This window comes from Ochrobactrum sp. S1502_03, assembly GCF_044435015.1.
Classification (GTDB): Bacteria; Pseudomonadota; Alphaproteobacteria; order Rhizobiales; family Rhizobiaceae; genus Brucella; species Brucella chromiisoli.
Window position 1 is genome coordinate 1 of sequence record NZ_JAYEXN010000021.1, and the last position, 12,464, is coordinate 12,464.

Below are 12,464 nucleotides of genomic sequence, written 5' to 3' on the forward strand. Positions count from 1 at the left end.
GCTTATCGCTGGCTTTGCAGGGGGGATACTTCGCGCACTCTCCCGCAAGAAAGCATCTATGCGGGAAACGATCGCTTCGCCAATCTGTGGTGCTCTGGCCGCGGGTTATCTGACCGGCCCGATTGTGCATTATCTGCGGGCAGTCAATTTTCCACTGCCGCCTGATGATGGCTCAAATGTCGGGCTACATGCAGCTGCATTCGTCGTCGGCGTATGCGGCATGTGGATCAGTGATGCTCTATTCGAGATAATCACAGAACGATTTAAGCGCAAGGAATGAGCAGGGCAGAAGAAGGGGCATTAACCCCGCAAAAAGGTGCGGGGATCAGGCGGGATTATTCAATGATTTCAACGGTCCAATTTTAAGCCAAGGTGCGGGTAAAAATATAAAATAATTACGTTATTTCAATTAGTTAGACAAAATCAGATACATTGCTACCGAATGTAGTGATTCGCCGATGAAAAACCAGCGAAAGCGTGAAACTATTCGAGTTGAGTTACGCGGCGATCCGTGAAATTGAGCCGATGCGAAGCAAGTGCCTCGACAAGATCGCGCATTTCCGGCTCGCGGCTTAGAAGGTCGTCGAGCTCAGTCATCTGGTTCATGGCGATCAGCCGCAGAATATCGTCGCGGATCGTTCCATCGGCCCGGCGCGGCAAATGTGCAACCGGCTGGATGAGTTCAAGCTTGGTGCCCTTGAGCCGCGCACGCAGACTTTTTTCGTCCGCATTGAGCGTTTCAACGAAAGCATAAAGGCCAACGCCCTTTGCGGGCAGCGAATAAAGCGCCAGCGCCACATCTTTCACGCGTGGATCAGACTTGAGGGCTGCCATGATGGCTGGGCCTTCATTGTCGATGCGGTCGCCTGTGCCTTCACCGTCTGACCAATTGAAGATGCCACGGGTGACGAAATTATAGACCTTCTTGCCGGTTGCGAGCCAGATGCGCGATGGCAGCGAACGGCGCGCCAGAATGCGCTTTTCCGTCGGCGTCATCAGATCGGCAGCAAAGGCGCGCTTCTGCTTGATCAGATGGCGGAAATCCTCATAGGCGAGCAGCCGGTAGAAAGCGCCGCGACGACGATGCACACTTGCAAGCTGGAAATCGATGACCGCAGCTTCGCCTTCCGGTGTCATCAGCCAGTTTTGCGGCTTGGCGAGATCGTTATGGGTGACCCCCATGCGGCGCATGTCGCGTAGGATTCGATGCGCTGTGCGATACCATTTGGGATCGGAGGGCCGCGCAAGATGCAGCGGGGTGCCTTCGGTCCAGGAACGATAAAGCCCGTCGCGATCAGTATAAAGAAGCTGTGGAACGCCTTCGATGCCGCGTACTGTTTTCAGGCCACGGATTTCGCGTCGCGCCAAAATCCAGGCCAGCGGCTTTGACCACCAAGGTGCTGCGCTGACCACGCGGCGGATGATGCGCGTTTCAGGATCGCCGATAAAATAGCCCGCGCGGGTTTCGGAAAACACATCACGTTTAAAGACGGCAGTTTCAATAAACTCCGGTATCCGGTCGTCTTGAGCAGGTATGTCGATGTTGGGGTTCTCAGCCATAAGGCTCCACTAGCGCTTCGCGCGCGATCAATCAAGTTTGAAGGCAGGGTTCATCTGTTGCAATCACGTGATTGAGGGCGCAAAAGAACGCTACGAGAGTTTTCGGGAGAAAAAGGATCATGCCGCAGCGCGACGATATCAAGCAGATCATCCGGCAGGAACAGGCGCTGATTTTCACATCTTTCAACGAGAATGACGCGTTTTCGCTGGGCCAGCGCATCCGTGATCTGGCCATTAAGCAGAAGCTTTCAGTTGCCATTGATATTTCGCTCTGGGATCGTCGCCTGTTCTTTGCTGCAACGGCTGGAACAACTGTGGACAACAGTGAGTGGCTGCGCCGCAAGTTCAATGTCGTGCGCAGGTTTCAAGCGTCGAGCTATCGCCTTGTTCTGGAACAGAACCGCGACGACAAGATGTTTGCTGCTCACAAGGCACTTGATGTTGCCGATTATGCGCTGGCGGGCGGTGGTTTTCCGATCCATGTGACAGGTGCAGGGGTGATGGGAGCAGCGATTGTTTCCGGTCTGCCGCAGCGTGAAGATCACAATCTTGTTGTGCGGGCGATTGCCGAGCATCTGGGGCAGGATCCCATCGCGCTGGCTTTGAGCGCTGCATAATTTGAAATACGGAGAATGAACAATGTCGCTTCAGAATGTGGTTGCCCTTCAGCGTAATGAGGAGGGCATTGCTGCCGCAGTTGCAATCCTGAAACAGCGATTTGGTGAGCGCGCGCAGACCGGGCAGGCAATCCGCCAACAGCATGGCCATACGACGACCTATGTGCCGACACAGGCACCTGATATCGTTATTTTTGCGCAGAATACGCAGGACGTGCAGGATGTTGTCCGCATCTGTGCGGAGCATAAGGTGCCGGTGATTGCCTTTGGTGCCGGTTCTTCGCTTGAAGGTCAGGTGAATGCGCCTGCGGGTGGTGTGTCAATTGATCTTACACAGATGAACCGCGTTTTGAAAGTTCATGCGGAAGATCTAGATTGCGTTATCGAGCCGGGGGTCACACGTCGCGAACTCAACGAATATTTGCGCGATACCGGGCTTTTCTTTCCCATTGATCCGGGTGCGAATGCCACGCTTGGCGGCATGGCTTCGACGCGCGCGTCCGGCACCAATGCGGTGCGTTATGGCACTATGCGTGAGAACGTGCTGGCGCTCAAAGCTGTTATGCCCGATGGCCGCCTGATTGAAACCTCCAAGCGCGTGAAGAAGACCGCTGCAGGCTATGATTTGACACGGCTTCTGATTGGCTCTGAAGGGACACTCGGTATCATCACCGAGCTAACCCTGAAGCTTCAGGGGATACCGCAGGCGGTATCGGGCGGCATCTGCCCGTTTCCGGATATTGAGAAGGCCTGCCGCGCGGTGATTGAAACCATCCAGATGGGCATTCCTGTTGCACGTATTGAACTCGTCAACAAGCTTCAGATGGAAGCGTTGATTTTGCATTCCAAACTCCCTTATGAGGCGCAGCCTTATCTGTTCGTTGAGTTTCACGGCACGGAAACCGGCGTCGCTGAACAGGCCGAAATCTTTGGTGAGATAGCCGTAGAAAATGGTGGCGGAGAGTTCCGCTGGACCAACGACCCCGAAGAACGCGACCGGCTCTGGCGTGCGCGGCACGATGCCTATCTTGCATCCTTCCTGCTGCGTCCCGGTGCAAAAGGTGTTTCGACTGACGTGTGTGTGCCGATTTCACGGCTTGCGGATTGCATTGCGCAAACGGAAAAAGATCTGGCTGAAAGTGGTCTTATCGCGCCTATCGTTGGCCATGTTGGTGACGGCAATTTCCATCTTCTTTTGCTGCTTGATACGGATGATGCAGCGGAGATGGAGCGCGCCGAAGATTTCATGGATCGTCTGGTCAAGCGCGCAATCGCCATGGAAGGCACGTGTTCGGGCGAACACGGCATCGGGCAGGGCAAGATGAAGTACCTCGCGATGGAGCTTGGTGAAGCGATCGATTACATGCGGATGATCAAGAAAGCGATTGATCCGGATAATATCATGAATCCCGGAAAAATTCTGATTTGATGATTCAAATCAGTGAATTGAGCCGCCTTTTTGAGAAGGCGATTCAATATCGCTCATGAATCGTTTCAGTGAAAAGCAATTTGCCTTGTTATCGCCGGAACGATGCCGTTATGTTGCACCGATAAAGACCGCGTGATTCAGCATTTGTTTCATGCGGCGCGCATTAAGCATTTTATCGGAGCGTCGTTTGGGCCGCATATTCGTCATCGTTGGTGGGCTGCTGGTGCTGCTTTTGACAGCAGCGCTGGTCGTGCCGCCATTTGTCGACTGGAGCGGCTATCGTGCCGAGTTTGAACGTGAGGCGAGCCAGATTCTCGGTCGCCCGGTTCATGTGGCCGGCGATGTCAGTGCGCGGCTTCTGCCCTTTCCATCGGTGGCTTTTTCTGATGTGCGTGTGGGTGCAGATAGCGCGCATCCGGTCATGACGGTCGATACGTTTTCGATGGATGCGGAGTTGATGCCGTTTCTGCGCGGCGAGCTTTTGATCTTCGATATGCGGGTTGACCGCCCGAATGTTAACATTTCGCTGGATAAGGCCGGTAAGGTTGACTGGGCAATCCGTCCTTCAACGCCGATTGATCCGTCGAAAATCAAGATCGAGCGGCTTTCGATCACTGACGGTACTGCGACGCTGGCTGACAGAGCAAGCGGTCGTTCTTATGCGGCAACTGCAATCAATGCTGTGCTGTCGGCCAATACTCTCGCGGGGCCGTGGCAGGCGACGGGTTCGCTTTTCATTGAAGGTCAGAAGTTCGCACTTGATCTTAACAGCGGTGAAGCAAAGCCAGAGGGTTCCTTGCGCCTGCGTGCGCGGATTTCTCCTGAAGCCATGCCGGCATCGTTTGAAACGGATGGCGACATCACGCTTGATGAGGGTCGGCTGAACTATGCCGGCAATTTTTCGTTGCGTTCTGCCGATGCGGTTTCTCCAACTGGTCAAAATCAGAAACTTGCCACTGAGAAGCCGTTTTTCAGTGACCTGCGCGTAAGCGGTAAGTTTGATGCTGATCGAAGCCGTTTTGATGCCAGCGAATTTCGTATGGAGCAGGGGCCTGCCGATAATCCATATGTAGTGAATGGCAAGGCTTTGATCGATTATGGTGATAAGCCGCATTTTGAAATCAGCGCTGATGGGCAGCAGATTTTCTGGGGGCCGGTTGAGACGACGGTCGATCAGCTGGCTGCGCCTGTTCCGGTGAATGAACGGCTGGCTCTGGTGCGGCGCGTGCTTGAGCAACTGCCTATTCCCGGAATGCCGGGCAATGTCGATTTGCGCCTGCCAGCAGTGATTGCCGGCGGCACCACGATTCGTTCGGTCATGATCAGTGCGGAGCCTGATGGCAATCGCTGGAATATTCGGCAGTTTGCGGCTGATCTGCCGGGCCGGACAAAGGTTGAAGCCAAGGGCAAGCTCTCGGTCGGGCGGGATTTCGGTTTTGAGGGCGATATGCTTGTGGCATCGCGTCAGCCCTCCGGGCTTGCTTCCTGGCTCAACGAAACGGTTGATGAATCGATCCGTAAACTTGATAGCGTCGGGTTCTCCGGCAAGGTCAATCTGCGCGAAGGTGTGCAGAGCATTGACGATCTTGAGATCGGCATGGGAAAAACCGCGCTTAAAGGTAGTTTCCTGCGGCAGGTTATCGGCTCGGCTGATCCCGCGATCACGCTTCGCCTTGATGGCGGTGCGGTAGACAGCAACGCATTACGTGCATTTATCGGGTTTTTCTCAAGCGGACAGGGCATGGCTTCCCTTGGTGGCCAAGCGCTTGATATTACGTTTAAAGCAGGTCCGGTTCAGTATGAGGACATGGAGGCGGGTGCCGTCGATCTTGCGGTTCGTGTTCATAATGGTCGTTTTGATTTTGACCGGCTGCTGATCAGTGATGTTGCGGGCACAACCCTGACGGCCACCGGCTCCTATGAACCGTTTGCCACCGCACCTTCAGGTACGCTTGATGCGACTTTGCTTTCTGCTGATTTGTCGCATTTTCTGACATTGGCCGCGCATCGTCACCCGCAAATCCCACTTTTACGATCACTTTCCGCACGTGCTGACAACTATCCGGGGCTGTTTGATGATACGCAGATAAATATCATAGCCAATGCCGTTGCGGCTCCAAGCGGCGATGGTGCGCCAGTGCGTGCAACAGGCAAGGATAAGGGCGCGCGCACCAAAGAAACGCCCACGAAAGCACCCGCGAAGGGCGGTGAAGCCTCATTTAGTGTGACCGGCAAAGCGGGTGGGATGAAACTTGATCTCTCCGGTACAACGAGCGGCGGCAGTTCCGAGAGCGATCCGATGCAGATGCAGTTGAACGGAACGGCCACATCGCAAAATGGCGAAACCGTTCTTGCTTTGCTTGGCGTGCCGTCATTGCCGCTTGGGCTGGCGGGCGAACTCACCGCTGATCTGACGATGCAGGGCGCGCCAAGTGCCGGCATGCGCACGCAACTCAAATTGACTGCGCCCGACGGAACAGCGCTCGCCGATGGTATTCTGTCGCTGGTTGGCGGAGATATTGCTGCAAGCGGCAAGGCCAGTATAAAATCGGCCGATCTGCAGCCATTCATTGCGACGGCAGGCTATACATTGCCGGGATTTGGCGAAGGCTTGTCTGCTGATCTGTCCAGCGATTTCCAGTTTGCCAAAGGCTTGTTACGGTTTCCGAACTTTGCCGGTAAGCTCGGCGGAGACGATGTGAGCGCACGGCTCGAAGCCAATTTTGCCGATAGCGGATTGCCGCAAATCAAGGGCGAGGCCAAGCTTGCTTCGCTCGATTTGGACAGTCTGGCTGCCATTATGCTTGGGCAGGACGCATTGGAGCCTTCGCGGAACAGCAAGAAGTCCATCTGGCCGATGGGTAGTTTTTCGGTGCGCCCGTCGCTGCCGCTGCTTCTGGATATGAAGTTAAATGTTGCGCAGGCTGAAATGGGCAGTTTCGGTACCATTTCTGATTTTTCCACGCGGCTCCAGAAGGGTATGGATCAGCTTAGTCTCAATGAGCTGACGGGAAACTGGGCAGGCGGCTATCTGGTGGGCAATGTCTCATTGCGCAACAATGACAAGGCTGCATTGCTGAATTCTGACCTCAAATGGAGCGGGGCGGACCTCGTCAATATTTATCGGCCTGAGAGCGGCGCTCCTTTTGCGGGCGGAACGAAGGCCGCCATGACGTTGAACGGCAGCGGTTCCAGCATGGCCGAACTTGTTGCCTCTCTGACTGGATCTGGCAGTGTTGATGTTGAGAATTTCGTCATCAATGGCGTTGATCCCACAGCCTTTCCAGAAATGCTCAAGGCTGCTGACACGATTGCAGACAAGCCATCAGGCGGCGCCCAGGTGGATGCAAAGCAATTCGTTTCCATTGCCGAGGCTGCATCTGGAAAGGGACGTTTTGCAGCAGGAAACAGCAAGATCGACTTCTCCATTGCAGGCGGTATCGTGCGGGTGGGACCCATCAATCTAAGAAGCGGTGATACGCTTTTTGCCGGCGATATGCAGATTGATCTTTCGACATTGGGACTAAGCGGCAATGGCAGCTTTGCTTTCGATGGTGCCAACGGTACGGATACCGCCGGTGCGGCCAGTCTGCGATATGTTGTTGGTGGAACTTACGATGATCCGTCAGTCAGCATTGACCGTCAGCCGCTCGTGCAGTTTCTGACACAGCGCGCGCTCGAGCGTGAACAGGAACGGGTCGAGGCGATGCAGGCCAGCATTATGGAAAAGCAGCGTTTGCGGCGGCAACTGGACCTCTTTTTGTCGGACGCGCAGGAACGTGAGCGCTTGCGGTTGCAGGAAGAAGCGCGGCTTAAGGCAGAAGCGCAGGCGCGGGAACAGGCCGCCAGAGAGGCTCTAGAGGCGCAAAAGCCTGATGTGGAAAGCGCGCCGCCTGCGAATTTGAACGGACAGGGTGGCCAGTCACTGAACGAGTTTTTGAAAGATCTGGAACAATCACCCGCAGCAAGACCCAAGCTTTAGAGCATTTCCAGAAAAAGTGCGAAGCGGTTTTGCGACGCAAAGCCCGGCTATTTTTATCGATGCCATGAACCAAAATATAGCAGTCCACACGGCCTAGGTCGTTCGTTTTGATTTCAGCCAGTCGAGCACGCTGAGACGCAAGGCCGATGAAAGGTTGATTGTGCGGTCACGCTGTCCGTCGATTTCAGCAATCAATGCTGCCATGGATAATTCTCGTTGCTGCGCGATTTCTTCAAGAATTTCGAAGAATGGCTCTTCAAGCGTGTAGCTGGTGGCATGGCCACGAATGTTCACTGAACGCTTTCGCAGACGCGATGACGGATTCACGTCTCATCGTCCGGCTTGTTGCTTTGCTCAAGCTTGTTGTTTACGAGAAAACGCTCAGACTTACGGGCTTCTTGCCGCGCAAAATCCTTCTCGACCTTGGTGCGCCCAAAGAGGATGCGGTTCTCCTCTGCCTGCTTTTCTTTGGATGTGCGTGCCTTGTTCTTTCTGAACTGACGCAGGTTGACGATCTCGCTCATGAATGGTTGCCGTGTTGCAAGCTTTCGAAGTCTTGATAACTCTACTTGTCTGGAGATTTGGGATTGGTCAAAAACCATATGATCAGCGAGAGTATTATCAGCAGAACCAGACCGAACGTCATCTGCCAGAGCGGGAAATTTGGTGCATCTTTTGCAACAAATATGCCTGCGATAATTCCGCTAAACCATAAGACCAACTGAGCAACAAAACGTAGCATGATAGAGCCAATCCAGATGTGTCACGTCGAGAAAATATTACGGTAAACATTACGGTAAACATTACTCTTCATGCATTGATCAAAGTCAACTGAGATGTTTAGAGCATTTCCTGTTTTGATTGCACCATTGAAAATGCTCTATCTTGCTGAATTGACTTGGCTAAAACAAAATGCCGGTAGAAATGTTTCATCTACCGGCGCAAAAGATTTAAACGATGGGAACCATTATTTTTTTCGGAAGGAATCAAGCGACACGACATCGGCGGACGGCTTTGGTTCCGTATCGTCGCCATCGGCATCCTCTTTATCCTTTGCAGCCGATTCCGCCTTTTCAGCAGCCGTTTTGCGTGGCTTTGACTTAGGCTTTTTAGCCGGTGTCTCTTCGGCAGAAATCAGTTCTATCGAAGAGATATTGCTGCCTTCGTCATTGTCACTCGTCGGCTGCACAACGGACACATCGAATTCCAGTTCGAAATTGACCGATGGATCGTAGAAGCCGCGAATGGCAGAGAAGGGAATTGTCAGCTTTTCAGGAACGTCGCCAAAGGACAGGCCAATTTCGAACAGCTGGTCTGTAACCAGCATATCCCAGAATTGGTGCTGCAATACCACCGTCATCTGCTCAGGATATTTCTCCTTGAGGCGCGATGAAATTCGTACACCAGGCGCTCCAGTGAGGAACGTGATGAAGAAGTGGTGGTTTCCCGGCAAGCCAGTCGTCGCCACTTCCGCAAGAACCTTGCGAATGACGCCGCGGAGGGCTTCCTGAGCTAAAATATCGTAACGGATCAGGTCCTGTACCATAGTTTGCTTATCCCACGGATTCGCAGGTTGATGTCAAGTTTGTTCTAGAGAGAATTTAAAATTATCTCAGGAAAAAGCTCAACCTTTGCGCTGGCGCCCTACCAAGAACAATCAAAGCGTGAATTTCAAACGTTCGGCCTGGAAATTATGCGCGTTTGCCAAAGGCCATCAGAAATGTCCTGACGCCATTGATCGAGCTTTTCTCGATGATGGAATCGTCGACACTTTGTCCTGTCAGAAGATGGTAGTGAATATCGGCATTGATCAGCGCCAGATAATGACAGGCCGCAAGGTCCGGGTCCTGGATTTCCAAATCGCCAGCAAGGGCGAGGCGTGCGAGATGGGCTGCAATAGCGGGGACCGCCTGTGCTGGGCCTTTGTTGCTACAGACATTGGCGTGCAAAGGAAGAGCATCTTCATCGGATTGGAACAGCTTGCGCAGGAAAGCCGTGGACGAATCATGCACGCAGTTGCGGCTCATCCGGATAGAAAAGGCGATCAGGTCTTCTTCAAGATTTTCGCTGGACTGCGGAAATGTTGCAAGCACGGCGAAAAGGCTGGACGTCATTCTGTCAAAAGCATCATCAACAACGGCGGCAAGAAGCGCTTCCTTGTCGCGATAGTGATTATAGATCGTCTGGCGGGAAACGCCTGCTTCGCTTGCAATCAGATCGATGCTCGCGCCCTGAAAGCCATCGCGATAAAAAACGCGCGCTGCGGCACACAGAATGAAGTCGCGCTTCATGCATTGTCCCGGTTTCACGGACGCAGGATTGCCACCCTTTGAAAGGGCGGACTGCCGGTCGGACAAAATTGCTATATCGAGCATGTCAGTAGGTTTCATATTCATAACATAAGATGACTTGACGCGTTGGACAATGGTGTCTAATTTTACAGTTGTGTCAAATCGGTTTTGACATTCTGTCCATTATGAGGGCTGCTGCACTATTTACAAGGGCTACGATAGGGCGCCTGGGGGCAGAACTATCGTGGGAATGATTGAGATTATGCAGCATTAACATGTGGATAGAGATTCTTTTGCGATATTTGGACCCTGGTCTTTCCATCCTCCCAAGCGGTGCCGCGGGCCAAGGGGGTTCAAAATCGCAGAAGATAGCTCACGAAACATTGATGAAAGTGCTCCCCCGATGCGTTCAGGTTCCCGCTCAGGCTCTCCTTCCGGCTTGATGACTTCCGGTCTTTTTCGCAATGCGCTCATTCTTGGTCTGTTGTCGGCGATCGGTCCGTTTGCCATCGATATGTATCTGCCTGCCTTGCCTATGATTGCAACGGATCTGCATGCTGAGACGAGTGCCGTGCAGATGAGTCTGCTGGCATTTTTCATTGCTTTGGCGCTTGCACAGCTTTTCGTGGGGCCACTGTCAGATATGGTCGGGCGGAAGCTGCCGCTTTATGGTGGGCTTATCCTTTTTGCCATCGGCAGTGTCGGATCAGCACTGGCAACCGATATCGATATTCTGGTGCTGTTTCGTTTTATTCAGGGGATGGGTGCTGCGGCTAGCAGTGTGATTCCGCGGGCCATTGTGCGTGATCTTCACACTGGTGTGGATGCGGCGCGGCTTATGTCGCTTTTGATGCTCGTGTTCTCGATTTCGCCGATTCTTGCACCGTTAAGCGGTTCAGTGCTGATCGATTTCTTTGGCTGGCGTGGTGTTTTCTGGGCAGTGCTGGTGGCCGCAATTGTCGGTGTTGTGCTGATCGCAACATCACTTCAGGAGACGCGGTGCAGCGAGGCTCGGCTTGAAAGCAATATCAGCAGTGCACTGGCGGGTTATGGTCGGTTGCTGAAGGATCGCTATTTTATGGGGCTTGCCTGTATTGGCGGCTTCGGCGTTGCTTCGTTCTTCGTTTATCTGGCGAATTCATCGTTTATTATGATCGATCATTATGGCCTCAGCCCGAGCCAGTATGCGATTGCGTTTTCGATAAATGCGGTGTCGTTCTTCAGTGTGTCGCAGCTTAATGGCTGGCTTGGTTCGCGGTATGGGTTGCGGCGCGTAATGCGCGTTGCTGTATCGGGCTTTGCGGCTGTCATGCTGATCATGTTTCTGGCTGTTTTGATGGGGCATAATTCCCTGTGGCTGATCGCGAGCTTCTTGTTCGTGGGCTATGGCTTTTTGGGGTTGGTGATTCCCACCACAGCGGTGCTTGCGCTGGATGATCACGGAGACATTGCCGGAACGGCATCTGCTCTTCTCGGCACGCTGCATTTTGTCATTGGCGGTATTGCGATCGCGATCACCGGTGCGTTTTTTGACGGATCGGCACGGCCGATGATCGGTGGAATTGCGATATGTGCGCTGATGGCATTCCTGCTTGCGCTGATTGTGTTTGCACGCAAATCAGAGCCCGGCACGCAAGTCGCAGCTATCTAATCAAGCAGTGAAGGGAAAGTGGAGGCTTCTGTTGCCAGGTGCCTCCGAACCCCGCCTCAAGGTGCTAACCAGAAGGACTTAGAGTGGGTTTCCCGCACCGCGATTAAGCAGCGAGAGCGTAACCCTGAGCTTTGTTGTCATTTGCAACTACTCAATTGACCCGATAACGGTGGTATCATGCCGAGCAAAAGAGCGATCTTTACACCCTTGTCGATCCTATTTCGCCCCCGCCACAGCGCAACGCGCCTTTAATGCTTCTTGCGTTGTGGTGGAGGCGCCGGGTACCGCCCCCGGGTCCAATAGGTTTATTACATCGTCCGTTTATCACCATAGTCAGCTTGCGCTGACATCCTGTATATAGGCGTCCTTTTCTCCGATTGAAAGAGGGTAGTTGTTATTTAACAGGTTGTTGCCCGTCTTCCGGCTTCGCTTTTTGCGTTCATTTTCATTGACAGGCAGGGCAGGCTGGTCAATCCTCACCACACTATCGGTGCATGCCGGAAATAGGATTGCGATCGTCCGGCTGTAGCGGAGGTTTAACCGGGGCTAAAACCAATCGAAGGAGAGTGGATAGATGAGTGACTATATCGCGGATGTCCGTCGCTATGATGCTGGCGCTGATGAAGCCGTTGTCGAGAAGATCGTAAAGCATCTTGGCATTGCCCTGCGCAATCGTGATTCCTCCCTCGTTTCGGCAACTGACCCTGAAGAAATGAAGCGTGTTCGCGATAGCTGGGTGCACAAGAAGCTTGGTGTCGCTGACGAGGCAAAAGCTGTCGAAGTCGTCGATCATGTCGCAGAAGTCATGAAGGGTGATCGTAACAAGCATCGCGTTACCTTTTATTATCTGGTTGCCAAACAGCTGGGTAAGCTTGGCGATCTTTAATTTCAGTCCACAGGCAAATCGAAACCCCGGTGTCATAACGCCGGGGTT

The 12,464-nt window shown here is 53.3% G+C and carries 11 protein-coding genes and 1 other RNA gene; 6 read left to right on the forward strand and 6 right to left on the reverse strand.

Annotation, left to right across the window (positions count from 1 at the left end):
• The coding region (locus VBH83_RS13525) for a hypothetical protein (RefSeq protein WP_396998203.1) at positions 1–280 on the forward strand (280 nt) is incomplete at its 5' end.
• A gap of 203 nt (positions 281–483) precedes the next feature.
• Here the strand turns inward: VBH83_RS13525 and VBH83_RS13530 are convergent.
• Complete coding sequence (locus tag VBH83_RS13530) at positions 484–1,560, reverse strand: serine/threonine protein kinase (RefSeq protein ID WP_265985403.1); 1,077 nt, start codon at positions 1,558–1,560, stop codon at positions 484–486.
• Positions 1,561–1,679: 119 nt separating this feature from the next.
• On the opposite strand from VBH83_RS13530, the gene VBH83_RS13535 reads away from it, so the two are divergent.
• From VBH83_RS13535 to VBH83_RS13545, 3 genes are all read left to right on the forward strand, one after another.
• The gene (locus VBH83_RS13535) at positions 1,680–2,177 is read left to right on the forward strand and encodes a heme-degrading domain-containing protein (protein ID WP_265985401.1); all 498 of its coding nucleotides are present in this window, start codon (positions 1,680–1,682) and stop codon (positions 2,175–2,177) included.
• A 22-nt stretch (positions 2,178–2,199) separates the two neighbouring features.
• Positions 2,200–3,606: an FAD-binding oxidoreductase gene (locus VBH83_RS13540; protein ID WP_265985400.1), complete on the forward strand. Its 1,407-nt coding sequence runs from the start codon at positions 2,200–2,202 to the stop codon at positions 3,604–3,606.
• Positions 3,607–3,793: 187 nt separating this feature from the next.
• The gene (locus VBH83_RS13545) at positions 3,794–7,588 is read left to right on the forward strand and encodes an AsmA family protein (RefSeq protein WP_265985485.1); all 3,795 of its coding nucleotides are present in this window, start codon (positions 3,794–3,796) and stop codon (positions 7,586–7,588) included.
• Between the two features lie 93 nt (positions 7,589–7,681).
• Here VBH83_RS13545 and VBH83_RS13550 read toward each other — a convergent pair whose 3' ends face one another.
• The 4 genes from VBH83_RS13550 to VBH83_RS13565 form a co-directional block, all read right to left on the reverse strand.
• A complete protein-coding gene (locus VBH83_RS13550) occupies positions 7,682–7,915 on the reverse strand; it encodes a ribbon-helix-helix domain-containing protein (protein ID WP_265985399.1) in 234 nt (77 codons plus the stop codon).
• Positions 7,912–8,112, reverse strand: a complete 201-nt coding sequence (locus tag VBH83_RS13555; RefSeq protein WP_265985397.1) for a DUF4169 family protein — start codon at positions 8,110–8,112, stop codon at positions 7,912–7,914. Before VBH83_RS13555 ends, VBH83_RS13550 begins: the two co-directional genes overlap by 4 nt.
• 443 nt (positions 8,113–8,555) lie before the next feature.
• On the reverse strand, positions 8,556–9,134 hold the full coding sequence (locus tag VBH83_RS13560) for an SspB family protein (RefSeq protein WP_265985396.1): 579 nt from the start codon (positions 9,132–9,134) through the stop codon (positions 8,556–8,558).
• Between the two features lie 145 nt (positions 9,135–9,279).
• Positions 9,280–9,984, reverse strand: a complete 705-nt coding sequence (locus tag VBH83_RS13565; protein WP_265985395.1) for a TetR/AcrR family transcriptional regulator — start codon at positions 9,982–9,984, stop codon at positions 9,280–9,282.
• 337 nt (positions 9,985–10,321) lie between these two features.
• On the opposite strand from VBH83_RS13565, the gene VBH83_RS13570 reads away from it, so the two are divergent.
• The gene (locus VBH83_RS13570) at positions 10,322–11,530 is read left to right on the forward strand and encodes a multidrug effflux MFS transporter (protein ID WP_265985484.1); all 1,209 of its coding nucleotides are present in this window, start codon (positions 10,322–10,324) and stop codon (positions 11,528–11,530) included.
• A gap of 17 nt (positions 11,531–11,547) precedes the next feature.
• On the opposite strand, the gene ssrA is transcribed toward VBH83_RS13570, so the two are convergent.
• Positions 11,548–11,917: a transfer-messenger RNA gene (gene ssrA / locus VBH83_RS13575) on the reverse strand.
• 187 nt (positions 11,918–12,104) lie between these two features.
• Here ssrA and VBH83_RS13580 point away from each other — a divergent pair.
• Positions 12,105–12,416, forward strand: coding sequence for a DUF2853 family protein (locus VBH83_RS13580; protein ID WP_265985394.1), 312 nt, complete (start codon positions 12,105–12,107; stop codon positions 12,414–12,416).
• Positions 12,417–12,464: the final 48 nt, after the last annotated feature.

Excerpts from the sequence above, each read along its gene's own strand:
- VBH83_RS13530 (WP_265985403.1), bottom strand. The coding sequence starts at position 1,560 with ATGGCTGAGAACCCCAACATCGACATACCTGCTCAAGACGACCGGATA.
- VBH83_RS13535 (WP_265985401.1), top strand. The coding sequence starts at position 1,680 with ATGCCGCAGCGCGACGATATCAAGCAGATCATCCGGCAGGAACAGGCG.
- VBH83_RS13580 (WP_265985394.1), top strand. The coding sequence starts at position 12,105 with ATGAGTGACTATATCGCGGATGTCCGTCGCTATGATGCTGGCGCTGAT.
- VBH83_RS13540 (WP_265985400.1), top strand. The coding sequence starts at position 2,200 with ATGTCGCTTCAGAATGTGGTTGCCCTTCAGCGTAATGAGGAGGGCATT.
- VBH83_RS13555 (WP_265985397.1), bottom strand. The coding sequence starts at position 8,112 with ATGAGCGAGATCGTCAACCTGCGTCAGTTCAGAAAGAACAAGGCACGC.
- VBH83_RS13560 (WP_265985396.1), bottom strand. The coding sequence starts at position 9,134 with ATGGTACAGGACCTGATCCGTTACGATATTTTAGCTCAGGAAGCCCTC.
- VBH83_RS13570 (WP_265985484.1), top strand. The coding sequence starts at position 10,322 with ATGACTTCCGGTCTTTTTCGCAATGCGCTCATTCTTGGTCTGTTGTCG.
- VBH83_RS13565 (WP_265985395.1), bottom strand. The coding sequence starts at position 9,984 with ATGAATATGAAACCTACTGACATGCTCGATATAGCAATTTTGTCCGAC.